The 24,092-nt window shown below is 70.9% G+C and carries 25 protein-coding genes; 13 read left to right on the top strand and 12 right to left on the bottom strand.

Features of this window, described 5'->3' with window-relative positions:
• Window positions 1-68: 68 nt before the first annotated feature.
• The 3 genes from AQJ27_RS60495 to AQJ27_RS16365 all read right to left on the bottom strand — a co-directional run bounded on the left by AQJ27_RS60495 (window position 69) and on the right by AQJ27_RS16365 (window position 2,937).
• Window positions 69-161 carry an Ms4533A family Cys-rich leader peptide gene (locus AQJ27_RS60495; protein WP_312639156.1) on the bottom strand — a complete coding sequence of 31 codons (93 nt, stop codon included), beginning with the start codon at window positions 159-161 and terminating at the stop codon, window positions 69-71.
• Window positions 162-229: 68 nt separating this feature from the next.
• A complete protein-coding gene (locus AQJ27_RS52125) occupies window positions 230-1,939 on the bottom strand; it encodes a DUF3152 domain-containing protein (protein ID WP_079065019.1) in 1,710 nt (569 codons plus the stop codon).
• Between the two features lie 8 nt (window positions 1,940-1,947).
• Window positions 1,948-2,937, bottom strand: a complete 990-nt coding sequence (locus tag AQJ27_RS16365; RefSeq protein WP_067368540.1) for an alpha/beta fold hydrolase — start codon at window positions 2,935-2,937, stop codon at window positions 1,948-1,950.
• A gap of 187 nt (window positions 2,938-3,124) precedes the next feature.
• Between AQJ27_RS16365 and AQJ27_RS16360 the strand changes: the two genes are divergently transcribed.
• The 4 genes from AQJ27_RS16360 (at window position 3,125) to AQJ27_RS16345 (ending at window position 5,090) form a co-directional block, all read left to right on the top strand.
• On the top strand, window positions 3,125-3,346 hold the full coding sequence (locus tag AQJ27_RS16360; protein ID WP_067368536.1) for a hypothetical protein: 222 nt from the start codon (window positions 3,125-3,127) through the stop codon (window positions 3,344-3,346).
• 198 nt (window positions 3,347-3,544) lie between these two features.
• Window positions 3,545-4,186 carry a TetR/AcrR family transcriptional regulator gene (locus tag AQJ27_RS16355; protein WP_054228200.1) on the top strand — a complete coding sequence of 214 codons (642 nt, stop codon included), beginning with the start codon at window positions 3,545-3,547 and terminating at the stop codon, window positions 4,184-4,186.
• 168 nt (window positions 4,187-4,354) lie between these two features.
• Window positions 4,355-4,582, top strand: coding sequence for a DUF3107 domain-containing protein (locus tag AQJ27_RS16350; RefSeq protein WP_028801993.1), 228 nt, complete (start codon window positions 4,355-4,357; stop codon window positions 4,580-4,582).
• Between the two features lie 238 nt (window positions 4,583-4,820).
• On the top strand, window positions 4,821-5,090 hold the full coding sequence (locus AQJ27_RS16345) for a hypothetical protein (protein WP_067368534.1): 270 nt from the start codon (window positions 4,821-4,823) through the stop codon (window positions 5,088-5,090).
• Window positions 5,091-5,181: 91 nt separating this feature from the next.
• On the opposite strand, the gene AQJ27_RS16340 is transcribed toward AQJ27_RS16345, so the two are convergent.
• Window positions 5,182-5,943 (bottom strand): ferritin-like fold-containing protein, encoded by a 762-nt coding sequence (locus AQJ27_RS16340; protein ID WP_067369294.1) that lies wholly within the window; start codon window positions 5,941-5,943, stop codon window positions 5,182-5,184.
• Between the two features lie 472 nt (window positions 5,944-6,415).
• On the opposite strand from AQJ27_RS16340, the gene AQJ27_RS16335 reads away from it, so the two are divergent.
• Together AQJ27_RS16335 and AQJ27_RS16330 are read left to right on the top strand one after the other, a co-directional pair.
• Window positions 6,416-8,833 carry a DEAD/DEAH box helicase gene (locus AQJ27_RS16335; protein ID WP_067368531.1) on the top strand — a complete coding sequence of 806 codons (2,418 nt, stop codon included), beginning with the start codon at window positions 6,416-6,418 and terminating at the stop codon, window positions 8,831-8,833.
• A 247-nt stretch (window positions 8,834-9,080) separates the two neighbouring features.
• Entirely contained in the window at window positions 9,081-9,950 is an 870-nt protein-coding gene (locus AQJ27_RS16330) for an alpha/beta fold hydrolase (protein ID WP_067368529.1), read from the top strand.
• A 34-nt stretch (window positions 9,951-9,984) separates the two neighbouring features.
• Here the strand turns inward: AQJ27_RS16330 and AQJ27_RS16325 are convergent, their stop codons facing one another.
• Window positions 9,985-10,890 carry an NYN domain-containing protein gene (locus tag AQJ27_RS16325; RefSeq protein ID WP_179436824.1) on the bottom strand — a complete coding sequence of 302 codons (906 nt, stop codon included), beginning with the start codon at window positions 10,888-10,890 and terminating at the stop codon, window positions 9,985-9,987.
• 217 nt (window positions 10,891-11,107) lie between these two features.
• Here AQJ27_RS16325 and AQJ27_RS54700 point away from each other — a divergent pair, with 217 nt between their 5' ends.
• A complete protein-coding gene (locus AQJ27_RS54700) occupies window positions 11,108-11,260 on the top strand; it encodes a hypothetical protein (RefSeq protein ID WP_095852725.1) in 153 nt (50 codons plus the stop codon).
• A 120-nt stretch (window positions 11,261-11,380) separates the two neighbouring features.
• On the opposite strand, the gene AQJ27_RS16320 is transcribed toward AQJ27_RS54700, so the two are convergent.
• The 3 genes from AQJ27_RS16320 to AQJ27_RS16310 form a co-directional block, all read right to left on the bottom strand.
• Window positions 11,381-11,986 carry a MarC family protein gene (locus tag AQJ27_RS16320; RefSeq protein ID WP_067368523.1) on the bottom strand — a complete coding sequence of 202 codons (606 nt, stop codon included), beginning with the start codon at window positions 11,984-11,986 and terminating at the stop codon, window positions 11,381-11,383.
• A 206-nt stretch (window positions 11,987-12,192) separates the two neighbouring features.
• On the bottom strand, window positions 12,193-13,050 hold the full coding sequence (locus AQJ27_RS16315; protein ID WP_067368521.1) for a PHP domain-containing protein: 858 nt from the start codon (window positions 13,048-13,050) through the stop codon (window positions 12,193-12,195).
• 209 nt (window positions 13,051-13,259) lie between these two features.
• On the bottom strand, window positions 13,260-13,901 hold the full coding sequence (locus AQJ27_RS16310; RefSeq protein ID WP_054228207.1) for a DUF6758 family protein: 642 nt from the start codon (window positions 13,899-13,901) through the stop codon (window positions 13,260-13,262).
• A gap of 189 nt (window positions 13,902-14,090) precedes the next feature.
• On the opposite strand from AQJ27_RS16310, the gene AQJ27_RS16305 reads away from it, so the two are divergent.
• Window positions 14,091-15,344 carry an MFS transporter gene (locus AQJ27_RS16305; RefSeq protein ID WP_067368519.1) on the top strand — a complete coding sequence of 418 codons (1,254 nt, stop codon included), beginning with the start codon at window positions 14,091-14,093 and terminating at the stop codon, window positions 15,342-15,344.
• A 63-nt stretch (window positions 15,345-15,407) separates the two neighbouring features.
• On the opposite strand, the gene AQJ27_RS16300 is transcribed toward AQJ27_RS16305, so the two are convergent.
• Window positions 15,408-15,992 carry a suppressor of fused domain protein gene (locus tag AQJ27_RS16300; protein ID WP_067368516.1) on the bottom strand — a complete coding sequence of 195 codons (585 nt, stop codon included), beginning with the start codon at window positions 15,990-15,992 and terminating at the stop codon, window positions 15,408-15,410.
• A gap of 550 nt (window positions 15,993-16,542) precedes the next feature.
• Between AQJ27_RS16300 and AQJ27_RS16295 the strand changes: the two genes are divergently transcribed.
• Both AQJ27_RS16295 and AQJ27_RS16290 read left to right on the top strand, forming a co-directional pair.
• Window positions 16,543-17,655, top strand: coding sequence for a magnesium and cobalt transport protein CorA (locus tag AQJ27_RS16295; protein ID WP_067368510.1), 1,113 nt, complete (start codon window positions 16,543-16,545; stop codon window positions 17,653-17,655).
• A gap of 43 nt (window positions 17,656-17,698) precedes the next feature.
• Window positions 17,699-18,244: a hypothetical protein gene (locus AQJ27_RS16290; protein ID WP_067368508.1), complete on the top strand. Its 546-nt coding sequence runs from the start codon at window positions 17,699-17,701 to the stop codon at window positions 18,242-18,244.
• A gap of 27 nt (window positions 18,245-18,271) precedes the next feature.
• On the opposite strand, the gene AQJ27_RS16285 is transcribed toward AQJ27_RS16290, so the two are convergent.
• Window positions 18,272-19,030 (bottom strand): hypothetical protein, encoded by a 759-nt coding sequence (locus tag AQJ27_RS16285; RefSeq protein ID WP_067368505.1) that lies wholly within the window; start codon window positions 19,028-19,030, stop codon window positions 18,272-18,274.
• Window positions 19,031-19,369: 339 nt separating this feature from the next.
• Here AQJ27_RS16285 and AQJ27_RS16280 point away from each other — a divergent pair, with 339 nt between their 5' ends.
• Genes AQJ27_RS16280 through AQJ27_RS16270 form a run of 3 tightly spaced genes read left to right on the top strand, consistent with a single transcriptional unit; the run spans window position 19,370 to window position 22,554 of the window.
• Window positions 19,370-20,803 (top strand): magnesium transporter MgtE N-terminal domain-containing protein, encoded by a 1,434-nt coding sequence (locus tag AQJ27_RS16280; RefSeq protein ID WP_067368502.1) that lies wholly within the window; start codon window positions 19,370-19,372, stop codon window positions 20,801-20,803.
• Window positions 20,793-21,377, top strand: coding sequence for a DUF1003 domain-containing protein (locus tag AQJ27_RS16275; RefSeq protein WP_067368499.1), 585 nt, complete (start codon window positions 20,793-20,795; stop codon window positions 21,375-21,377). The genes AQJ27_RS16280 and AQJ27_RS16275 overlap by 11 nt, the downstream gene beginning before the upstream one ends.
• Before the next feature lie 43 nt (window positions 21,378-21,420).
• The gene (locus tag AQJ27_RS16270; RefSeq protein ID WP_067368497.1) at window positions 21,421-22,554 is read left to right on the top strand and encodes an Mrp/NBP35 family ATP-binding protein; all 1,134 of its coding nucleotides are present in this window, start codon (window positions 21,421-21,423) and stop codon (window positions 22,552-22,554) included.
• 162 nt (window positions 22,555-22,716) lie between these two features.
• Here AQJ27_RS16270 and AQJ27_RS16265 read toward each other — a convergent pair whose 3' ends face one another.
• Together AQJ27_RS16265 and AQJ27_RS16260 are read right to left on the bottom strand one after the other, a co-directional pair.
• Complete coding sequence (locus AQJ27_RS16265) at window positions 22,717-23,373, bottom strand: hypothetical protein (protein ID WP_067368494.1); 657 nt, start codon at window positions 23,371-23,373, stop codon at window positions 22,717-22,719.
• 180 nt (window positions 23,374-23,553) lie between these two features.
• The gene (locus tag AQJ27_RS16260; RefSeq protein ID WP_067368492.1) at window positions 23,554-24,003 is read right to left on the bottom strand and encodes a sec-independent translocase; all 450 of its coding nucleotides are present in this window, start codon (window positions 24,001-24,003) and stop codon (window positions 23,554-23,556) included.
• Window positions 24,004-24,092 lie beyond the last annotated feature (89 nt).

Raw genomic sequence — 24,092 nt, 5'->3', positions numbered from 1 at the left:
AGGGACCAATACGGTCACCCAGGGTCACGACGGAAGCGGAAGCACGACGCACACGCCAAGGGCGGGCGTCAGCGACAGTGGATGTCTGCGACGCAGAGCGCGGTCACGCCAATCAGCGCCAGCTCGATGGCGGCGCGACGGACGGCATGACTAGACCACATGCGCAGAAATATGAACGAACTTTCAGAGCATGTCAACGTGGCCCCAGTGGCCCCCCAGGAACCCTCCGTCAACTCCCCGGATAGGGCCAGGGGTTGGCCCGGCAGTGGATTCCGTCATGGTCGAGGAACTTGGTCTGCTGCTGCATGACGGGCGCGAGCTCGCCGTCCTTGTCGCAGGTGACATGGCCGTATCCGAGGCGGTGGCCGACCTCGTGATTGATGAGCATCTGCCGGTAGGGGTGAATCGCGTCACCGTAGGTCTTGGAGCCCTGCGCCCAGCGGTACGCGTTGATCATCACGCGCTCGGTGGAGGCCGAGTCGCACGACACGTTGTCCTCGGTCGTGTCCAGCCCGGACTTGGCGCACCACTCGGCGGTGGTGCCGGGGCTGGCCAGCGTGATCACGAAGTCGGGCTTGCCTGAGGAGATCCGCTCGAAGGTACGGGCGCCGTTGTGGGCCCAACTCCGTTTGTCGTTCAGCGTCTTCTGGACGGCCTGCGCGAAGAGGGCGGCGTCGAGGCCGAGGCCCTTCTCCACGTCCACCCGGTATGTGTACTTCTGTCCCTTTCCAGGCGCCTTGTCGAACCCGGGGACGGCGTCGAACTTCCCCGAGGCCTTGAGGGTGGCGCTGAGCGGGTACCTCACACCCATCTTCTGGTCGTACGTCAGCGGTGTCGCGCTCGGCGTCACGGACGGGGTCGACCCGGTGCCTCCGGGCGAGGCGGACGCGCGGGCGTCCAGTCCGCCACCGGCGGCGGACTGCGTCTGAGCGGTGGCGTCGTGCCGCCCGGCGGCCACCTGCCCGGCCACCACCACGGCGAGCACGGTGGTGACGGCGGCCGCGGCGATTCCGGTGAACGCCTTCCCCTTGACGCCCTTGCCCTTCTCCCCCTCCTCGGCCCCCGGCCCCTCGGTCCCGGCCCTGCCCCCGCTCTCGCTCTTACTCTCGCTCTCGCTCTCGTCGAAGGCGTCGACGTAGGCCTGCCGGAGTCCCGGGCCGGGCCCGAGCCCGGCGTCGGCCTCCTGCCGCTGCCGGGGGATCCGCGGTCCGGGCGCCCCCTGGGGCATGCCGTGCGGCGCCCCCTGCGGCATGGCCTGCGGCCCGCCGTCCATGGCCCCCGCCGTCCGCGGGCCACCCCTGAACGCGCCCCAGCCACCGCCGGGTTCACGCTGCTCGGGGTGTCCCGCACGCGCCTGGGGCACACCACGCGCGGGGGTGCCGTCCGGCGACCGGGGCACCTCACGGGCGGGCGTACCGCCGGCCATACGGGGGATACCGTGCGCGGGCGTCCCCTCGACGAACCGCGGAACACCGTGGGCGGGAGTCCCGTCCGGATAACGCGGAACACCGTGGGCCGGGGTCCCGTCCGGATAGCGCGGCACGCCATGCACGGGGGTCCCGTCCTGGAGACGCGGAACACCCTGCGCCGGAGTCCCGTTCGCCATCCGCGGGAAGCCGTGCGCCGGCGTGCCGTCGGGAAGACGCGGGAAACCGTGCGCCGGAGTCCCGTCCGGATAACGCGGCACACCATGCGCCGGCGTGCCGTCCTGGGGGCGGGGAGTTCCGGGCAGCGGAGTGCCGGTCGGCGCGGGGCGTCGGGGTCCCGGTGGTTGTGGGCCCAGGGGGCCGCGCGTGGCCCCCTGCGGCGAGGTCGCCGCGGGTCCCGTAACCGGCGCCACCCCTTGAGCCGTGCCCGGTGCGGCACCGGGTGCCGGAACCCTCGGCATCTCCCCCGTGTCGCTCTTACCTGGCCGCCCCCGGCGACTGTGACGTCCCACGCCCCGCCTCAGCTCCCCGCGTCCGTGCCGGCCGGGGAGGTCAACTCGCCTGTTTCCGCGAGGAGTTCGCGGAACGCCGAGGCCACCGTCTCCGGGTACTCCATCATCGCGACATGCCCCGCGTCCGGCAGCGACAGCAGCCGGGAGTCGCGGAAGGCGCGCGCCGCGCGCCGGGCCATGCGGTAGGCGACGAGCTGGTCACGGCCGCCGTAGACGAGCAGCGTCGGCGCGAGCACCCGCTCGGCCTGGCGCCACAGCCCGTGCTGGCCGCCCAGCGTGTACGCGTTCACGAGGCCGCGCGACGAACGCGCCATGGCGTCCCAGAAGTAGGGCAGCGCGAGCCGCCGCTCCATCTCCTCGACCGCGTCGCGGAACCCCTCGGGCGTCACCATGCCGGGATCGCCGTAACAGAGCGCCATGACCCCGCGGACGCGCTGCTCGGCATTCCAGTCCTTGGTGAGCCGGGTGAACAGCCGCGCCACACCCGGCACCGAGAGCAGCGCCGTCGGCCACGCGGTGCGCTGCGCGCGGATCTCCGGGAGCGCGGGCGAGATCAGGGTGAGCGTCTCGACCAGGTCGGGCCGTACGGCGGCGACACGCGTCGCGACCGCTCCGCCGAGCGAGTTCCCGAAGAGGTGCACGGGGCCGCGCTCGGCCGCGTCGAGATAACGGATGACCGCGCGCGCGTGCCCGGTCACCGAGTAGTTGCCGTCGTCGGGCGGCGGCGAGTCCCCGAAGCCGGGCAGATCGAGCGCCTCGCTGTCCACGAGCCCGTCGAGCAGCAGCATCAGCGCCGACCAGTTCTGCGAGGAACCGCCCAGCCCATGGACGTACAGGGCGGGCGGCAGTCCCTCGCGCGCGGGCGGTCTCGAACGCACGGTCAAGGTGATCCCGGGCAGACCGACCGATCGCAGGCGCTCCCCCTCCGCGACCCGGACGGTCCCGACCCTCGGCGTGACGGTGGTGGCCAGCGCGGCGGGCAGCTCGGTCGAAGACATGCGGCAATGTTACGAGACGATCACGCAGTGGTTCATGTGTTCGCTGTCACAGATCGTGCGCGGATCGTCTAGCGCCTCGATCGGGTGTCTCCTAGGCTTCGATCGAGGGCACTCGTACGTACACCAGGATCCGTACCCAGGGATCCGTACATCAGGAGCGCACTCGCACCGCTCGGGAAGAGGAATCATGACAGTCGACCCGACAGACCCCGAGACCTTCAACGACCGGTTCCGGGAGATCCTTGACCCGGAAGCCCCGGAGGCGGACCTCGCCGAGCAGCTCAGCGAACTGGATCCGGTGGACGACATCGACCCGGAACCCCCCGGTGACCCCCTCAACGCCAATGAGGCCGACCTCGCCGAGCAGGCCAGGGTCGTCCGGCTCAACGAGGACGACTACAGGGGATGACCCCATGTGACCGGACCCCGCCGACCAGCGGTATCCGGTGAGGCGTCATGCCCTTCTCACCCCGTTCGTCACTGTCTGTGTCGTTATCGCACGCGTCCGGTCCGTGAAATTCTGCGCTCGCACCGCGCACAGTGGGGTTACCGAAAAGTACGATGGCGGCGCGGCGCACACCGCATGTGGACAATTTTGGGAGGCGGCGTGACAGCCATCGAGCAGACAGAGGCGGCACGCCCGCGGGGCACTCGCCTGCCGCGCCGTGCCCGACGCAACCAGCTCCTCGGCGCCGCCCAGGAAGTATTCGTTGCGCAGGGGTATCACTCGGCCGCCATGGACGACATCGCCGAGCGCGCGGGCGTCAGCAAGCCGGTTCTCTACCAGCACTTCCCGGGCAAGCTCGACCTGTACCTCGCGCTGCTGGACCAGCACTGCGAGTCCCTGCTCCATGCGGTACGGACGGCGCTCGCGTCCACCACGGACAACTCGCTGCGCGTCCGCGCCACGATGGACGCCTACTTCGCGTACGTCGAGGACGACGGCGGCGCCTTCCGGCTCGTCTTCGAGTCCGACCTGACGAACGAGCCCGCGGTCCGCGAGCGCGTCGACAAGGTCACGCACGAGTGCGCGGAGGCGATCTGCGAGGTCATCGCGGAGGACACCGGTCTCTCGCGCGCCGAGTCGATGCTCCTCGCCTCGGGCTTGGGAGGCCTCGCGCAGGTGGTGGCCCGCTCCTGGCTGCACAGCGACCGCAGCGTCCCGCGTGACCAGGCGGTGCAGCTGCTGACGTCACTGGCCTGGCGGGGTATCGCGGGTTTCCCGCTGCACGGCACCGATCACCACTGACTCACGCCCGACGACTCCGCCCGACCACCCTGACCGTCTCTTTGTTCCCGTCCACTGTTCGCTCTTGGCGTTCCCGGCCGGAACGTGCACGTCCCCTCACCGGGCTAATGTGTGCAGCGTACGGCGCGGAGAGACGCGCACATGACTGACCGTCGGAGGGACAAAGCCGTGGAGGTCAAGATCGGCGTGCAGCACGCGCCCCGCGAGATCGTTCTGGAGAGCGGTCAGACCCCGGAAGAGGTCGAGCGCGCGGTGTCCGAGGCGCTGGCCGGCAAGTCGCAGCTGCTGAGCCTCGTGGACGACCACGGCCGCAAGGTCCTGGTTCCGGCCGACCGCCTCGCGTACGTGGAGCTCGGCGAGCCCACGCAGCGCAAGGTGGGATTCAGCGCGCTGTAGTTCAGGCGAGCGGAAGGGGCCCGGTGACACTGTCGCCGGGCCCCTTCGCATGCACGGAGCCGGATCCTCTCGCATGCACGTAACCGGATCCTCCGCGCGTGTCGTGTCGGGCCCGTACCCGTGGTCTCACCACCACGGATGGAGCACAGAACATCCACAGGGGAGGATTGCGTTCCGCACCTCGGGGGTACACCGGCTACGACCGATTTGCACCGGCCGTGCGGGAGGGACCCCCACCATGTTCTTGGAAGCGCTCGGCGCCGCGATGCTCGGTCTCGCGCTGGCATGGGGGGCGGCGTACCGACTGCCGCACCGCCTGCCGAGCCGCGGCCTGGTCCTGTCGACCGGTGTCGCCGGAGGCCTGTTCGGGGCCTTCCTGACGCACACGGCGCTGGGCTCCGGCCACTTCCTGGTCATCCTCGTCGGCGCCGTGATCGTCTCCGCCGCGCTGCTGTCGCTCCTGCTGCGCCCCGCGGAAAGATTTCGCCGCCGCTCGGCGACGGCGTGACCGAAGCGGGCGACGGCGAAACTCCTGAGGCGGACAAGCCCCGAGGAATCCGAGGGAACCACGGAGACCGAGGGAGCCGAGGGAACCGGGTCTAGGCCGCCAGGCCCAGTGCCGCCATCCGCTTGGTGTGGGCCTCGGTGATCCGCGAGAACATCCGGCCGACCTCCGCGAGGTCGAACCCGTCCGCCACACCGCCCACGAGCATCGTCGACAGCGCGTCACGGTCCGCGACGACCCGCTGCGACTGCGACAGCGCCTCGCCCATCAGTCGCCGTGCCCACAGCGCCAGCCGGCCGCCCACGCGCGGGTCCGCGTCGATGGCGGCGCGCACCTTCTCGACGGCGAAGCTCGCGTGCCCGGTGTCGTCGAGGACGCTGAGCACGAGCCCGCGCGTGTCGGCGTCGAGGCGCGCGGCGACCTCACGGTAGAAGTCGCTGGCGATCGAGTCACCGACGAAGGCCTTGACGAGGCCCTCCAGCCAGTCCGAGGGAGCCGTCTGCCGGTGGAAGCCGTCGAGCGCGGCGACGAACGGTTCCATCGCCTCGGTCGGCTCCGCGCCGACCGCGGCGAGCCGGTCCCGCAGCCGCTCGAAGTGGTGGAACTCGGCCGACGCCATCTTCGCCAGCTCGGCCTTGTCACTGAGCGTCGGGGCCAGCTTGGCGTCCTCCGCGAGCCGCTCGAACGCCGCCAACTCGCCGTACGCGAGCGCTCCGAGCAGGTCCACGACCGCGGCGCGGTACTGGGGGTCGGCGGCGGCCGTGTCCCAGTTCTGCGCGGCGACTCCGGTGGCCACGGGGGTGCTCTTGGCGGTGGCCTCGGCGGACGGGTCAGCGGCGTTGTCAGGCGTCGTCATGAAGCGCACAATAGCCCGCTCGACGCAACAGGGAAGTCCCTGGTCAATCAGTGTGACGACGACTACGTGACCAAATCGGCCATCGCATATGCGCGATTCCGGGGTATGGTGGTAATGCGCCCGGCGAGTATTCGACGGGCCGCACGAATGAGGATGCCCGGTCGGTGGCCCGATCGGCTCCGACCCGACAGCCCTCCTCGTCCGTACGGCACATTGCGTACGACATCCGGAGGGAACCCTCAGCGGTACGAGAGCTCGAGCGTCGGCAGTGGTCCCATGCCACTCGGCCCGCCCGTCAAGAGCGGCCGACGTCCCCGGCACGGTCCCCGACACGACCCCCGCGCTCGCCTCGCACCGCGTACACAGAAGAGGCAGCACCCTGACTACGACTTTCCGAGAGCTCGGAATCCTTCCCGAGACGGCCGAAGCCCTTGAAGCCGTCGGCATCATCACCCCCTTCCCCATCCAGGAGATGACGCTCCCCGTAGCCCTTTCGGGCTCCGACGTCATCGGCCAGGCCAAGACCGGCACCGGCAAGACGCTGGGCTTCGGCCTTCCGCTCCTCGAGCGTGTCACCGTCCCCGCGGACGTCGAGGCGGGCCGGGCCCAGCCCGAGCAGCTCACCGACGCCCCGCAGGCCCTCGTCGTCGTCCCGACGCGCGAGCTGTGCACCCAGGTGACCAACGACCTCCTGACCGCCGGCAAGGTCCGCAACGTACGCGTTCTCGCCATCTACGGCGGCCGGGCGTACGAGCCGCAGGTCGAGGCCCTCAAGAAGGGCGTCGACGTCATCGTCGGCACCCCCGGCCGACTGCTGGACCTCGCGGGCCAGAAGAAGCTCAACCTCAAGCACATCAAGGCGCTCGTCCTCGACGAGGCCGACGAGATGCTCGACCTGGGCTTCCTGCCCGACGTCGAGAAGATCATGAACATGCTGCCGGCCCGCCGTCAGACCATGCTGTTCTCGGCGACCATGCCGGGTGCGGTCATCGGTCTCGCGCGCCGCTACATGTCGCAGCCCACGCACATCCGCGCCACGGCGCCGGACGACGAGGGCGCGACGGTCCGCAACACCGCGCAGTTCATCTACCGCGCGCACAACATGGACAAGCCCGAGCTGGTCGCACGCATACTGCAGGCCGACGGCCGCGGGCTCGCGATGGTGTTCTGCCGCACCAAGCGGACGGCGGCGGACCTCGCCGACCAGCTCCAGCAGCGCGGCTTCGCCTCCGGAGCGGTCCACGGCGACCTCGGCCAGGGCGCCCGCGAGCAGGCACTGCGCGCGTTCCGCAACGGCAAGGTCGACGTCCTCGTCTGCACCGACGTCGCCGCCCGCGGCATCGACGTCGAGGGTGTCACCCACGTCATCAACTACCAGTCCCCCGAGGACGAGAAGACGTACCTGCACCGCATCGGCCGTACGGGCCGCGCGGGCGCCAAGGGCATCGCGATCACCCTCGTCGACTGGGACGACATCCCGCGCTGGCAGCTCATCAACAAGGCGCTGGACCTCGGCTTCGGCAACCCGCCGGAGACGTACTCCACGTCCCCGCACCTCTTCGAGGAACTGAACATCCCGGCCGGCACCAAGGGTGTCCTGCCGCGTTCCGAGCGCACCCGCGCCGGCCTCGCGGCCGAAGAGGTCGAGGACCTCGGCGAGACCGGCGGGCGTGGCGGTCCGCGCGGCCGCGGTGGCCGTTCGTCGGCGCCGGCGCCCGTGGAGCGCGAGCGCCCGGCGCGCACGCCCCGCCGCCGTCGCCGTACGCGCAACGGTGCCGGGCTGGAGGAGACGTCCACGACGCCGACTCCGGAGACGACCACCGAGCCCGCCGCCGCGGAGGCCACCGAGCCCCGCACCCCGCGCCGCCGTCGCCGTACGCGCGTCGGGGGTACGGCGGAGACGGTGGCGGCTGCCGCCACGGTCTCCGAGCCGTCGGTGAGCGAGGCCCCGCAGGCCGCGGAGACCGCGGTCGCCACGGCCGAGGGCGTGGTCGAGGCCACGCCGGAGGACGCGGTCGCGAAGCCGCGTCGCCGTCGCACCCGCAAGACGGCGGAGGCCGCTCCCGCCCCGGTCGAGACCGTGGCCGTCGTCGCGGAATCCGCGCCGGTCGTGGAAGCCGTCGCCGAGGTCGTCGCGGAGGCTCCGGCCAAGCCGGTTCGTCGCCGTACGCGCAAGGCCGCCGAGGCCGTCGTCGACACGGCCGAGGGCGTGGTCGAGGCCGCGCCGGAGGCCCCCGTCACCAAGCCGCGGCGTACGCGGGCCAAGGCCACGGCCGAGGCGCCCGCCGAAGCGGCCGTGGACAGCGCGGAAGCGGTAGCGGCCAAGCCCGTCCGTCGCCGCACTCGCAAGGCCGTAGCGGAGGCCGTCGCGCCCGTCGAGGCCGAGATTCCGGCGCAGACCGCCGCGGTCGTCGAGGCCCCGGAGGCCAAGCCGGCTCGTCGTCGTACCCGCAAGGCCGCGGAGCCCGCGGAGGTCGCGGTCGACACGGCGGAGGGTGTCGCCGAGGCGCCGGTCACCAAGCCGCGGCGTACGCGCAAGGCGGCAGTGGCCGTCGTGGACGCGGTCGAGGCCGCGCCGGAGGCCGCCGCCACCAAGCCGCGGCGTACGCGGGCCAAGGCCACGGCCGAGGCGCCCGCCGAAGCGGCCGTGGACAGTGCCGAAGCCGCGGCCAAGCCCGTCCGTCGCCGGACCCGCAAGGCCGTCGCGGAGACCGTCGAGGCGGCGATTCCCGCTCAGTCGGCCGCCGTTGACGAGCCGGAGGCCAAGCCGCGTCGGCGCACCCGCAAGGTCGTGGAGCCCGCGGTCGCCGCGGAGGCGGCGCCGGAGGCGGCAGCACCGCGTCGGCGTACGCGCAAGGCGGCTGCTGCCGCGGAGCCCGCGGAGAGCTGATCCTCAGCCCGATGGCCCGGTCCCACGTGCAGTGGGGCCGGGCCATCGGTGTTCTCGCCCCCGCCGCCCCTACCCGTCCCATCCCTACCTGGAGGCTCCGCCCCCAGACCCCCGGGCGGGTTTGTCGCCTGCGGGCCGGTGCGGGCTTGGCGCGCAGTTCCCCGCGCCCCTGGGGCACCGGACGTCGGCCGGACGACTTCGGGCGGGCGGGGATCCGGGGCGTGGACCCGCCCGATAGCCTCGGGGCATGAGCAGGCCCCCTTTCTTCGCGCCGCCCGCCGGTGTCCGCGCCTACCGTCTCCGCACCGCCCGCGGCGAGTTCGCCGCGCTCGACGCCGCGCCGCAGGCGCAGCTGAAGGGAACCGCGCTGCTGCTGCCGGGATTCACCGGCAGCAAGGAAGACTTCATCGCGCTGCACGAGCCGCTCGCGGCGCGCGGGTACCGTACCGTCGCCGTGGACGGCCGCGGGCAGTACGAGAGCGACGGTCCCGAGCACGACGAATCGGCGTACGCGCAGGCCGAGTTGGCGAGGGACGTGCTCGCCCAGGCGGCAGCCGTCGGCACCCCCGTGCACCTCGTCGGCCACTCCCTCGGCGGACTGGTCGCCCGCGCCGCCGTCCTCCTCGACCCGGCCCCCTTCGCCTCACTCACCCTCATCGCCTCGGGCCCCGCCCAGATCTCCACCTCCCAGCAACAGCGCGTCAAACTGCTCCGGGACGCCCTCGCCGTGATGGACATGGCCCAGGTGTGGGACGCCATCCAGGCGATGGAACCGCCGGAGGAGATCGACACCGCCGATCTCGACGGTGGGCTGGACGACCGCGAGGACCTGCGGCGCCGCTGGCTGCTCACCCGGCCGGCCCAGCTGATCGCGACCGGGCGTCAGCTGTGCACGGAGCCCGACCGCGTCGCCGAGCTGGCCGCCGTACGCCTGCCCAAGCATGTGCTGTCCGGCGCGTTCGACGACACCTGGCCGGTGCCGCTCCTGGACGACATGGCCGTACGTCTCACGGCCCGGCGCACGGTCGTACGAGGAGCCGAGCACTCCCCGAACACGGACCAGCCCGAGCAGACGGCCCTCGCCCTCGCCAAGTTCTGGGATCAGACGCAGGAGTGATCCGGGGCGGACCGGTAGAAGGGACCGGTAGAAGCTAGTACTGCGCCTGCAGGTGCTCCCAGAAGCCGTCCCGGAGCGCGCGGCGCAGGTCCGCCTGGCCCCGCAGGGAGTACTGCAGAAGCCCCTCGGCCTCGACCAGCAGATCCTGGTCGACGGAGCCGGGCAGGTAGGGGTGGCCGGGCAGCAGTTCCACCAGCGCCTCGCGACCCCGCGCGGCCAGCCACTTCGCGGCGATCTGGGCGCCCACGAACCGCACGTCCTCGCGGGTGGGCCGGCTCGCCGCCGTCGGGTCGTAGGTCGCGGAGGTGCGCCGGGACACGTAGGGCTTGAAGAATTCGAGGTCGAACGTGCGCTGGCTGTCGACCTCCCACAGCAGCGGCTCGGCCTGGTTGCGGCCCTCGGGCGCCTCGATGCCCCAGAGATGGACCCGCGCCCCGTACCCCTGCGCCGCCTCGACCGCCGACACCAGGTCCTCGTCGCCGCCGAGCAGCGCGGCGTCGCTGATGGCGCGGTGCCGGGCGAGGGACTCCAGGTCGGAGCGGATGAGGGAATCGACGCCCTTTTGCTGGTTGTTGGCGTTGAGGTTGCCCAACCGGACCTTCACGTCCGGGAGTTCGGCGATCGACTGCTGTTCCGCGGTGTGGATACGGCGGCGTGCGCCGTCGTACCAGTAGACGCGCAGCAGCCTGCTGTCGGCGAAGATGGTGCGGGCCCTGTCGATGAGCGCGTCGATGAGGCCTTCGGCGTCCAGGTCGAAGGCGCGGCGGTCCTCGGTCCCGGCGACGAGCCGCCCCGCGGCCGCGTACAGGTATCCGGCGTCGACGAAGATCGCATGGGTCGAGGGCGTCTTCGCCACCTCGGCGAGCATGCGCTGGAGCAGCTCGTTCGTGCGGTCGATGCGGGCGCCGAGCGCCGCGTGGTCGTCGTTCATCACCTCCATTGTCCCGGCGGTCACGCTGCGAACACAACTGGTCCCGTTCAGTCTCCTTCAGACTTCTTACCCGACAGTAATTAGGTTCTCGAAAAATTTCCTTAGCGTAGGGAATGTTTGTAACACGCACCCCGTTGAATACGAACGGAAGCGTGAGCACCGACGTCTCGCGCAGCCCACACCAGTAGTTCTCCTCAGGAGGATGACCAGACGAAGGGAGAAGCCCATGCGCTTCGAAATCATGCGACTCGACGATGTCGACGGCACGCCCGTGGACACCACCGTTGTAGACGCCGCCTCCGTCAACCGGATCGTTCAGCAGGCCGCCGCCATCGGGCAGCGACTGTGGATCCGCCCGGCCGAATCGTCCGCTTCATAACATTTCAGAGCAGTTCGAAGCATCACGGAGCAGTTCGCCTCCGGGTGGACGCCTTCAGATTTCAAAGCCCCGTACGGCACGACGCCGTACGGGGCTTTGCACGTTCTCACCGGCTCACGGTCAGCCCGCCCGGATCACCTGGGTGATCCCGTTGATGATCTGCTGCACGGCGATCGCGGACAGCATCATGCCCGCGAGTCGGGTCACCAGCACGACACCGCCGTCCTTGATGACGCGGATGATCAGCAGCGAGTAGCGCATGACCACCCACAGGACGACGTGGATGGCGAGGATCGCGGCCCACACGGACACCTGGGTGGCGACGGTGTCGGCCTTCTGGACCGCGAGGATCACCGACACGATCGCGCCGGGGCCCGCGAGCAGCGGCATGCCGAGCGGTACGAGGGCGACGTTGACGTCCTTGGTCTGCTTGGGCTCGTCGGTCTTGCCGGTCAGCAGGTCGAGGGCGATCAACAGGAGCAGCAGCCCGCCCGCGATCATCAGCGCGGGCACGGACACGTGCAGGTAGTCGAGGATCTGGTGGCCGAGGAGGCCGAAGACGGCGATCACTCCGCCGGCCACACAGACGGCCTGGAGGGCCATCCGCCTCTGCACCTTGGCGGGGCGTCCCGCGGTGAGCGCGAGGAAGATCGGGGTGATCCCGGGGGGATCCATGATGACGAAGAGGGTGAGGAAGAGGGAGCCGAAGACGGCGACGTCGAACATGAGTGAGTGAGGCCTTGCGGAGGTGGGGAAATCGGCGCGGCGAGAGCTGCCGCCACCGCTGGGGAAAGGTGTTCCGCCGGGCGGAACGGAGGCACACGACGGCCGGCGTCGGGCACGTTGCCGGGCCCTCTGCCGCGCGCTTCGTCAGGTGCTCTGCCAGGTGCTCTGTCGGGTGCTTCGAGGAACCTGGGGCGCGAAGGCGGGCGTCAGACTCCGCCGGCGCCCGGCACGGGGAACGCCCCGGTCGCACGCCGGGTGATCTCGCCGTACACCTCGGGGTCGGTGGCGAACTCCCCGAGCACGCAGGTCTTGCGGCTGCCGTGGTAGTCGCTGGATCCGGTGGCGAGCAGCCCAAGGTCGGCGGCGAGGCCGCGCAGCCGGGCGCGGGTGGCCGGCTCGTGGTCCATGTGGTCCACCTCGATGCCGTCGAGCCCGGCGGCGGCCAGGTCGGCGATCGCGGACTCCGGGACGGTCCGGCCGCGCTTGGCGGCGGCCGGGTGCGCGAACACGGTCACGCCGCCCGCGGCCTTGACGAGGCGGATCGCCTCGAAGGGGTCGGTCTCGTGCTTGGGGACGTAGGCGCGCCCGCCGTCGGCCAGCCAGTCCTTCGTGAAGGCGTCGGAGACGCTGTCCACGACCCCCAGCTCGACCAGGGCGGAGGCGACGTGCGGTCGCCCGACGGATCCGTCGCCCGCGATGCGCGCGACCTGTTCCCAGGTGACCGGCACACCGAGCTCCTGGAGCTTGGCGACCATGGCCCGGGCGCGCGGCACGCGGTCGTCGCGCACCAGTTCGCGCTCGGCGAGCAGCCCGGGCTCCTCGGGGTCGAAGAGGTAGGCCAGCATGTGCATGCTGATGCCGTCGAGGCGGCAGGAGAGCTCGGCGCCCGTGACGAGGGTGAGCCCCTCGGGCAGCGCGGCCAGCGCCTGCGCGTACCCGCGGGTCGTGTCGTGATCGGTCAGCGCGACGACGTCCAGACCGGCGGCGCCGGCGTTGCGCACCAGCTCGGCGGGGGCGTCCGTACCGTCGGACGCGGTGGAGTGGGTGTGCAGATCGATGCGCACGACGCGGACTCCAGGCGATGACGGGGTGAGAGGGGACGCTCAAGCATAACGGGGGTTCCGAGCGCCTTGTCACACCCGCAAGCACCGGGCGCCCCCTACAACCGACCTGCGCGAAGCGCCCCGCCAGGGGTGCGGGGAACCGCGCGCTCAGCCAACGACGACCCGCACGCATCCCCCCGCCCGAGGCACCCCTGCACCACAGCGGAGCGCTACGGCTCCAGGATCCGTGGCGACAACGCCCCGCACGGCAACAGATCCACCTCCGCTCCCGCATCGCGCAGATCCGTCAGCACCAGCTCGTCGTACATCAGCAGCCCCGACTGCTCGGGCCACACCACCGCCCACACCCACAGCCCCAGCGCCTCGCCCGCGAAGACGGCACGGTCGTCGGGGCTGCCGGCCACATGCCAGAGCGGGGTCGGACGACCGGCCGCGAGGACCTTCGCCTGGGGTGGTTTCTCGACGTTCATGTACGGCCCCGGGTCGGGTCCGTCGATGCCCGCGTACCGCGCGCCGAGGCCGACGCCGAGCTCCTCGGCGACGAGGATCAGCTCCCCTATGCCGCCGAGCGGCCCGGGGCCCGAACAGGCCACGGCCGTCGCACGCCCTCCGCTGCGATCGTCACCGGCGAAGGCCGCGCCGGTGAACAGCCAGCCGACCGGCAGCGGCCACGGCATCCACACCGGCACCTGGGCACGGTGCACCACGACACCGAGGGCCTCGACGCTGGGCGGGATCACGGGCTGCAGCGGATACACGGCCCCATGCGCATCGCACTGCCAGGAGTCGGCAAAGAGGCCGGGAGCCCTGACCCGGCCACCACACTTCGGGCAACTGGGTTCGCCCCTCATAGGGCCCCACGGTCCTCCCCGTATTTCGCCGCGTCAAGGACGATCACCCGTCCGGAGCGTGCCGGTCACCCGATGGAACTAGATGCAGCTTGCATTAATTAGCCCTTCTAACTTATTATGTGTATACGCCAACGATCTAGCCATCGATCCATGGCCACCGATCTCTCCCTACGCAGTCGAGGAGCGAGCATGACCAACACCACGGGAGGTCCCGCCGAGGGGGACACATTCGACGCCGGCGCGGGCAGCATCCTGCGGCAGCCGAAGGCCGTCTGGGCGACCGCCGGCGCATCCGTCGTCGCCTTCATGGGCATCGGGCTCGTCGACCCGATCCTGCCCTCCATCGCCAAGGGTCTGGACGCCACCCCGAGCCAGGTCTCGCTGCTGTTCACCTCGTACTTCCTGATCACCGCGGTCGCGATGCTGGTGACCGGCTTCGTCTCCAGCCGCATCGGTGGCAAGAAGACCCTGCTGCTCGGCCTCGCGATCGTCGTGGTCTTCGCGGGGCTCGCGGGCACGTCGGGCTCGGTCGGCGAACTCGTCGGCTTCCGGGCCGGCTGGGGCCTGGGCAACGCACTGTTCGTCTCCACCGCCCTCGCCGTGATCGTCGGCGCGGCGGCCGGTGGCAGCGCCGCGGCGATCCTGCTCTACGAGTCCGCGCTCGGCCTCGGCATGGCGTGCGGGCCGCTGCTCGGCGCCCTGCTCGGCAACGCCAGCTGGCGCTACCCCTTCTTCGGCACCGCGTTCCTGATGGCGGTCGGCTTCCTGTGCATCACGGTGTTCCTGAAGGAGCAGCCGAGGCCCGCGAAGAAGACCTCGCTGCTCGACCCGATCAAGGCGCTCGGCCACGGCGGCCTCGCCTCGGCGGCCGTGTCGGCGTTCTTCTACAACTACACGTTCTTCACCGTGCTGGCCTTCACCCCGTTCGTGCTGAACATGACCCCCTACAAGTCGGGCGCCGTGTTCTTCTGCTGGGGCCTGCTGCTCGCCGTCTTCTCGGTGATCGTGGCACCGCGGATGCAGGCACGGTTCGGCTCGCTCAAGGTGCTGGGCGGCTCCCTCGTCCTGCTCGCCGCCGACGTGCTCGTGCTCGGGTACGGCAACCACACCGCGGCCGTGGTCTGCACGATCCTGTCGGGCGCCTTCATCGGCGTGAACAACACCGTCTACACCGAGTTGGCGCTCGGCGTGTCGGACGCGCCGCGCCCGGTGGCCAGCGCCGGCTACAACTTCGTCCGGTGGTTCGCCGCCGCGGCCGCGCCCTACTTCGCGCCGAAGATCGAGGAGTGGAGCGACATCCACATCCCGTTCGTGGTCGCCGCGATCACCGCCGTGATCGGAGCGGTCGTGGTCTTCGTACGCCGGAGCGCGCTCTCCCACGAGGCCGAGGAGCTCCAGCCGATGCACGCCACCGAGGACAGCGTGGCCGTGTTCGCCGGCTGACTGTTTTCGGCCAGGAAACCGGCCTGGTCTCGGACCGGCGGAAAAAGACGGGGCAAGAAGTACTCAGTCCAGCGGAACGGACCTGCGCGAGGGATCGCGCAGGTCCGTTCCGCCGTTCAGCCAGCGTTCCTGAAGGGCCCCGGCGCCGTGCACACGCTTCCACGCGGCCTCGTTCGGCGTCATCGGAAGCAGCGGCAGGAACCGTACGGGATCGGCGGGCGCGTCCAGTTCCAGGTCCTCGACCAGGCCACCGGACTCCGCGACCAGGACCGAGGTGAACGGCGCGCCGGGCCACAGCGCCCCGCCCACGTCGAGCGAGGCACCGGGGGCCACGATCAGCCCCTCGACCTGCGGGGACGCGGCGAGCACGGCGAGCGGGCGGAGCACCTTGTCGGTGTCGGCGGCGCCGGGGCGGACCGACAGGACCAGCTCCGCGCGCGGGCCCTTCACCGGGTCGGCGAGGACCGCCGTGGGGTCCGCCATCGGCTGGGCGGACATACCGAGGGTGGCGTAGCGGACGACGTCACCCTCCGTGAAGCGCAGCACTTCGATACGGTCGGTGCCGAGGAAGGTGACCGCGGCCCGGGCATCTGGTTCGCCCAGCGCAGAGCGCAACCGGGCCTCGACCAAGGGAAGAACATCAGCCATGAGCCGAGCATAGAACTCGTCAGTAACGGGCAAAGCGGCGGCTTGACGCTTCAGTGCGCTGATAGTCTTGGCCGCTGGTCGGGGCAGCACGCAGAAGCGTTGCTCTCGAGCTCCGACGCACTGAGACTGACTGTCTTCCCCCCGTGGGGGAGCCAGCTCCCCCACGGGGGATGGATCGTCCCTCACGGGGGACCGACCGGAGGAGGTGGGGCTGCAATGGACCGAAGTCGACCTGGCAGTACCACCCGCTCTTCCGGTCGCTGAAGTTCTGTAGCTGGTTCCAGCCGCTCCCCGGCTCCCGTAGCTCTGTCGGCTGCTTCCTCCTGCAAACGTGTGCATACGTGTCAGCGTTGTCCCGGTGCACCACGGAAGAGCGCTTCGTATCCGTCTGATCCATCCGATCTGTCTGATCTGAATCAGTAGCGAAGCTGCCACCGCGACGGTGCGGTGCTCCCCGCTTTGTGGACGTGCCAAACATCCGCAGTCAGGACGTCCCCATTCCGGGTAGTTTCAACCGTCGTCGGTCGCCTCCGTTGCGAAGGAGCCCGTCATGTCGATGATTCGTGACCTGCGTGCCGCGGTCCGTCCCCGTCCCTCGCTGCGCAAGGAAAGTGGCTCGTACGACCACACCCGCGCTCCCGGGACCAACTCCGCCGTGGTCGACTGCGCCGTCTACCGCGACGGCGCCCGCGTCCAGACCCCCGAGCCGCTGACGCCCCAGGAGGCGATGCGGCTGGTGCACCGCGACGGCGGTTTCGTGTGGATCGGCCTGCACGAGCCCACGGAGGCCGAATTCGCCGGTATCGCGGGCGAGTTCGGGCTGCACCCGCTGGCCGTCGAGGACGCCGTCCAGGCCCACCAGCGGCCCAAGCTGGAGCGCTACGACGACTCCCTGTTCACCGTCTTCAAGACCATTCACTACGTCGAGCACGACGAGCTCACCGCCACCAGCGAGATCGTGGAGACCGGCGAGGTCATGTGCTTCACCGGGCGGGACTTCTTCATCACCGTCCGGCACGGCGGGCAGGGCTCGCTGCGGGCGCTGCGGCACCGGCTGCAGGACGACCCCGAGCTGCTCGCCAAGGGCCCCTCCGCCGTGCTGCACGCCATCGCCGACCACGTCGTCGACGGGTACATCGCGGTCGCGGACGCCGTGCAGGACGACATCGACGAGGTGGAGACCGAGGTCTTCTCGCCGGGCCGCAAGGGCACCCCGCGCGGCACGGACGCCGGCCGCATCTACCAACTCAAGCGCGAGGTGCTGGAGTTCAAGCGGGCCGTATCCCCGCTGCTGCGCCCCATGCAGCTGCTGAGCGAGCGCCCGATGCGGCTGATCGACCCGGACATCCAGAAGTACTTCCGCGATGTCGCCGACCACCTCGCCCGCGTCCAGGAGCAGGTCCTCGGCTTCGACGAACTGCTCAACTCCATCCTCCAGGCCAACCTCGCGCAGGCGTCCGTGACGCAGAACGAGGACATGCGCAAGATCACTTCCTGGGCCGCGATCATCGCCGTACCGACGATGGTCTGTGGTGTGTACGGCATGAACTTCGACTACATGCCGGAGCTGCACTGGAAGTTCGGCTACCCGCTGGTGCTGGGCGCCACGGTCGGGATGTGTCTGTCGATCCACCGGATCCTGAAGCGCAACGGCTGGCTCTGAGCGCACCGGGTGACCGCCCGGTGCCCCTGGATAGGCTGGGCCCATGACGGAACAGCTGCTCGACCGGGCCCTCGTCGAGGAGGCCACGAAGAAGTCCGGGCTGATCTGGGTACGGAGCGGTGGCGGGCCGGCGCACGAGGCGCCGGGCGCCGAGGCGCCCACCCAGGCCCTGTGGCACGTGTGGCACGACGGCGCGGCCTGCCTGGTCGGCGACGGGCCCGGAGAGCAGCCGCTGCCCGGGCTCGTCGACGGGGGCGACGCGGTCGTCGTCGTCCGCAGCAAGGACAAGGGCGGGCGGCTGGCCGCGTGGACCGCGAAGGTGGTCGAACTCGCGCCCGCCTCCCCCGCGTGGGAGGCGACCGTCGCCGAGCTCAAGGGCAAGCGCCTGAACGCGCCCGACGGCGAGGAGATGCCGGCCCGCTGGGCCCGCGAGTGCCGGGTGCTGCGCCTGGAGCCCCGGGCGGGCACGCTCGCGCTGCCGGACGGCTCGCTGGCCGCCGTGCCGGTCCCGTCCCCCGCGACCACCCGCCAACCGATCCCGGCCGCCGTACCGCGCCTGCTCTTCAGGAAGCGGGGACGCCGCCGCTAGGGCCCGTCCGGCGGACGGACCCTAGGGCTACGACGTCGGCAGCTGCTGGCCGTAGTCCACGGTCTCGTCCTTGGCGGGTTCCGCGAGGGCGAAGCTCTTGCCCCAGTCGGTGAGGCTGAGCGTGCCCGCGTCGCCCGCGCGGACCAGGAGCAGCGGGTACGGGGTTCCCTTCAGGGAGACGTCCAGGGTGCCGCCCGCGCCCTTGTCGCCGGTGATGCGGATGGTGCGGACGCCGGACTGCTCGTGGTGGCCGTCCGTGGCGAGGGAGCCGTGCAGGGTCAGCAGACCGTCGAGCAGGACGTCCTTGTCCGTGAAGCTGATGAAGCGCTTGTAGGCCGGGTCGCCGCTCGGGACCTTCACGTACTTGCCGTCGAGCTTGTCGGCGGCCGCGGTGTCCGCCGAAGTGGCACCGCTCTTGCCGTCCTGGTGGTTCCAGAACTCGGCGCCGGCCTTGAGGAAGAGATGCCGGCCGACCCGGAGCAGATGGAAGCTCGCCCCCTCCGAGGTGACCGAACCGGTGCCGCCGTCGGACTTCAGCCGCATGTCGAGCTTGTACGTGCGCCCGTTCGACACCACGGTCCCCGCGAGTCGTACCGCCTCGGCCGACGTGGCGGCCTTGCGCGACTTCGACTGGATCTCGGTGGCGGACAGCTTCCCCACCCCGTTCGTGCCCGCGTCCGGGTCCTCACTACTGCACCCCGTCAGCGCCGTCCCCGTCACGACCAGGGCGCACATCGCGCCCACCAGTGCGGCCCTGCGGGTACGGCCCTGGGAAATCGCAGTCACAGGTAGGGCTGCCTTTCATACGGGTGTCCATGCGCGTGTCCGTGCGTGTGTCCGTGCGTGTCCGTGCGGGTGCCCATGCCGGGGTGGCCGTGCCGGGTGTCCCCAACGGCGTACGGCAGCGTACCGGTGCCGTGCGCGCCCGGCGGAGCCAGTCCGTCCGGACCGCTCACCAGGGCGTATCCGACCGGGACGGGCTAGCCTGAAGCCCACCTGAGCGGACAGGTCGGGACCAAACGCCCGTACGGAGAAAGCCGGCAAGCGTCCGGAGCAACACGCGACGAGCCGCACGCGACGAGCGACACGGAAGAAAGAGCAACACGGAAAGAAGGAGGCGCGGGCATGGCCGCAGCCGCCCCCCGGATCTTCGTCTCGCACCTCGCCGGTGTCGCCGTGTTCGACCCCAGCGGCGACCAGGTGGGCCGCGTGCGGGACCTGGTCGCCATGCTCCGCGTCGGACGCCGCCCGCCCCGGTTGCTCGGGCTGGTCGTGGAACTCTCCACCCGGCGGCGCATCTTCCTGCCCATGACCCGTGTCATCGGCATCGAGTCCGGCCAGGTCATCACCACCGGTGTCCTGAACGTGCGCCGCTTCGAACAGCGGCCCACCGAGCGGCTCGTCTTCGGCGAACTGCTCGACCGGCGGGTCCGGCTCGTCGAGACCGACGAGGAGGTGACCGTGCTCGACGTGTCCGTCCAGCAGCTGCCCGCGCGCCGGGAGTGGGAGATCGGCCGCGTCTTCGTGCGCAAGGGCCGCAGCGGGACCTTCCGGCGCACCAAGGGCGAGACGATGACCGTCGACTGGTCCGCCGTCACCGGGTTCTCGCTGGAGGAGCACGGACAGGGCGCCGAGAGCCTCCTCGCCACCTTCGAGCAGCTGCGCGCGGCCGACCTGGCCAACGTCCTGCACCACCTGTCGCCGAAGCGGCGCGGGGAGGTGGCCGCCGCCCTGGACGACGACCGCCTCGCCGACGTCCTGGAGGAGCTCCCCGAGGACGACCAGATCGAGATCCTGGGCAAGCTCAAGGAGGAGCGCGCCGCCGACGTCCTGGAGGCGATGGACCCGGACGACGCGGCCGACCTGCTCGCCGAACTCCCCGAGAACGACGTGGAGCGACTGCTGATGCTGATGCGTCCCGACGAGGCGGCCGACGTACGACGGCTGATGGCCTACGAGGAGCGCACCGCCGGCGGTCTGATGACGACCGAGCCCATCGTGCTGCGGCCCGACGCCACGATCGCCGACGCGCTCGCCCGGGTCCGCAATCCCGACCTGTCCCCCGCGCTCGCCGCCCAGGTGTACGTGTGCCGCCCGCCGGACGAGACGCCGACCGGGAAGTACCTCGGTGCGGCGCACTTCCAGCGCCTGCTGCGCGACCCGCCGTACACGCTGGTCAGTTCGATCCTCGACGACGATCTCCAGCCCCTCGCGCCGGACGCCGCGCTGCCCGTCGTCGCCGGGTTCTTCGCCACGTACGACATGGTCGCCGCGCCCGTCGTCGACGAGAGCGGCTCACTGCTCGGCGCGGTGACCGTGGACGACCTGCTCGACCACATGCTGCCGGAGGACTGGCGCGAGACCGAGTTCCATCTGCACGAGGACGAACCGCACGTCGAACATCTGGACGAACCCCAGGACGGGCGCCCGGGTGACCGCGACGACGACCTCGATGACGACCGGGGAGACGACGAGGAAGGCGACGAGGAAAGCGACCAGGAGAACGGCCAGGAAGACGGCCGCGAAGGCGTGGACGAAGGGGGGCGTGATGGGGTCTGACCGCGAGACCCGCGAGCGGGCCGCCACCGGGGCGACCGCCACCACCCGGCCCCGCACCCGCCTCGACCAGCCGTTGCCGCCGCGCCGCCGGCTGGTGCCCGAGTGGGACCCGGAGGCCTTCGGGCGGCTGTCGGAGCGGATCGCGCGTTTCCTGGGCACCGGACGGTTCATCGTCTGGATGACGGTCGTCATCATCGTGTGGCTGCTGTGGAACATCTCGGCACCGCGCCATCTGCGCTTCGACCCGTACCCGTTCATCTTCCTGACCCTGATGCTCTCGCTCCAGGCCTCCTACGCCGCCCCGCTGATCCTCCTCGCGCAGAACCGCCAGGCCGACCGCGACCGGGTCAACCTCGAACAGGACCGCAAGCAGAACGAGCGCTCGATCGCGGACACCGAGTACCTCACCCGCGAGATCGCCGCCCTGCGCATGGGCCTCGGCGAGGTCGCCACCCGCGACTGGATCCGCTCCGAATTCCAGGACCTCATCAGGGAGCTGGAGGAACACCGCGCCGACGGCGGGGTCGTATTCCCGGCAGAACGGCCGCCGCGACGTGACGTAGACGACCGCTGACGGGCTTTCCGGGCCCAGGGCCGGGCGCCGTACCATCGTCCTTATGGCTACGGAAGACGCGGTGCGCGAAGCACTGGCGACGGTGAACGACCCCGAGATCCAGCGACCCATCACCGAGCTGGGGATGGTCAAATCGGTGGAGATCGGTGCGGATGGCGCGGTCGCGGTCACCGTGTACCTGACGGTCTCCGGCTGCCCCATGCGCGAGACGATCACCCAGCGCGTGACGGAGGCGGTATCGGGCGTCGAGGGTGTCACCGGCGTCGAGGTGACCCTCGACGTGATGAGCGACGAGCAGCGCAAGGAACTCGCGACCGCCCTGCGCGGTGGCCAGACCGAGCGCGAGGTCCCCTTCGCCAAGCCCGGCTCCCTCACCCGCGTGTACGCGGTCGCCTCCGGCAAGGGCGGCGTCGGCAAGTCCTCGGTGACGGTGAACCTCGCGGCGGCGATGGCCGCCGACGGTCTCAAGGTCGGTGTCGTCGACGCCGACATCTACGGCCACTCCGTGCCCCGCATGCTGGGCGCCGACGGCCGTCCCACCCAGGTCGAGAACATGATCATGCCGCCGTCGGCACACGGCGTGAAGGTCATCTCCATCGGCATGTTCACCCCGGGCAACGCCCCGGTGGTGTGGCGCGGCCCGATGCTGCACAGGGCGCTCCAGCAGTTCCTCGCGGACGTGTACTGGGGCGACCTGGACGTCCTGCTCCTCGACCTCCCGCCGGGCACGGGCGACATCGCGATCTCGGTGGCCCAGCTGGTCCCGAACGCGGAGATCCTGGTCGTCACCACCCCGCAGCAGGCGGCGGCCGAGGTCGCCGAGCGCGCGGGCTCCATCGCCGTCCAGACCCACCAGAAGATCGTGGGCGTGGTCGAGAACATGTCGGGCCTGCCGTGCCCGCACTGCGGCGAGATGGTCGACGTCTTCGGCACGGGCGGCGGTCAGAGCGTCGCCGACGGCCTGACCCGCACCACCGGCGCGAGCGTTCCCGTCCTCGGCTCCATCCCGATCGACGTCCGCCTCCGCGAGGGCGGCGACGAGGGCAAGCCGGTCGTCCTGACCGACCCGGAGTCCCCCGCGGGCTCCGCCCTGCGCGCCATCGCCGGCAAGCTCGGCGGCCGCCAGCGCGGCCTGTCCGGCATGTCCCTGGGCATCACCCCGAGGAACAAGTTCTAGCCCGTTCCCCGGCAGCACGTAGCCAGGGGCGCCCCGCTGAGGAGCGCCCCAAAGGGGCCAGGGGAACCGCGCGACCAGCCAGAACCGGCCCGCGGCCGCCGAACGGGCCGAAGTCCCACATCGGCCCGCGTTCCCGTCCCCCTCCCGGAGGGCAGGGCACCGTCAGGCGTACGCCGCGATGTCTTTGATCATGGCGAAGCCCAACCCGTACGCGCTCATCCCCCGCCCGTACGCCCCCACGTGGACCCCCTCCTGGGTGGAGCCCGCGAGGACCCAGCCGAACTCGGACTCGCGGTAGTGGAACGGCGTGGGGACGCCGTCCACGGGGAGGGACAGCGAGGACCAGTCGGGCCCGTCGAGGTCGTCCGCGAGGACCCACGCCGTCTCGGTCTGCTGGTCCAGCCAGTCGTCCCGCCGGGTGTGGTCCATCTGGCCGGGCCAGGTGAAGGACAGCAGCCCCACACCGGCCAGCCAGGCCGCCGAGGACACCGATGTGGCCTCGAGGAGCCCGGTACCGTCCGCGCTGCGGCGCGAGGGGCTGGCCGCGACGGTCACCACGACCGCGAACCGCTCCTTGTCCTCCGTCGACTCACTGCGCACCGAGGGCTCTTCCCCGTGCCCGATCGAACCGTGCTCGACGGCACCGTCCGCCGACGTACCGACCTGCATCAGCCAGCGCGGCCCCGTGAAGGCCTCGTCGAGGCCGTACCACGGGAAGGGCGCCAGCAGGTAACCGTCTACCGTGCGGCGGGCGGAGGGGACCTGCTGTCCGTCTTCCGCGGCCGGCGCCTGCGCGCCTACCCGACTTGTCGTCTCCATCTGCCCGGACGCCTCCTTGCTCTCGTCGGACCGGGTGGCCCGCCCCCCTCGGGCGTCCTCAGCGGTCCGCACAACAACTGGGCAGCATAGCCACACCGCCCCGAGCAGCAGGGAAAGCACCCGGCGCGTGAGACGCGCACGCGCCGATTTCAGGCCGTGTCACACGCCTGCGGGTACGGCTCAGGTGGCGTCCGCGTCGAAGGGCGGGCGCTCGTCCGGATCGGTCTTCTCGGGCTTCTTGGTCATGTCGATCGAGCCGCCGGAGGAACCGGAGGACGAGGACGGGGAAGACGAAGAGGAGTCCGTGTCGCGGCTGTGGACCGCGTCCGTGACCTCGGCCATCTCCTTCTTCAGGTCGAAGCCGTTGCGGATCTCCTTGAGCCCCAGCTCGTCGTTGTCCAGCTGCTTGCGGATGAACGTCTTGGGGTTGAGGTCCTCGAACTCGAAGTCCTTGAACTCCGGGCCGAGTTCCTCGCGGATGTCCGCCTTGGCACTCTCCGAGAACTCGCGGATCTTACGGATGGTGCGGGTGACGTCCTGGATCATCTTCGGGAGCTTTTCCGGACCGAAGACGAGCACGGCAAGGACAACGAGCGTCACCAGCTCGAGCGGTCCTATGTCATTGAACACCTGAAGCTCCTTGCGATGTCCTCAGTCCTCGGCCCTCGGCCCTCGGGGTTCTTCCGTGGTCCGGGCCTGGTCCACGGTACCCGTCGATC

The organism is Streptomyces olivochromogenes, from assembly GCF_001514115.1.
GTDB classification, from domain to species: Bacteria; Actinomycetota; Actinomycetes; order Streptomycetales; family Streptomycetaceae; genus Streptomyces; species Streptomyces olivochromogenes.
The sequence above is the reverse complement of the archived record's forward strand: the minus strand, read 5'-3'. Positions and strand labels throughout refer to the sequence as shown.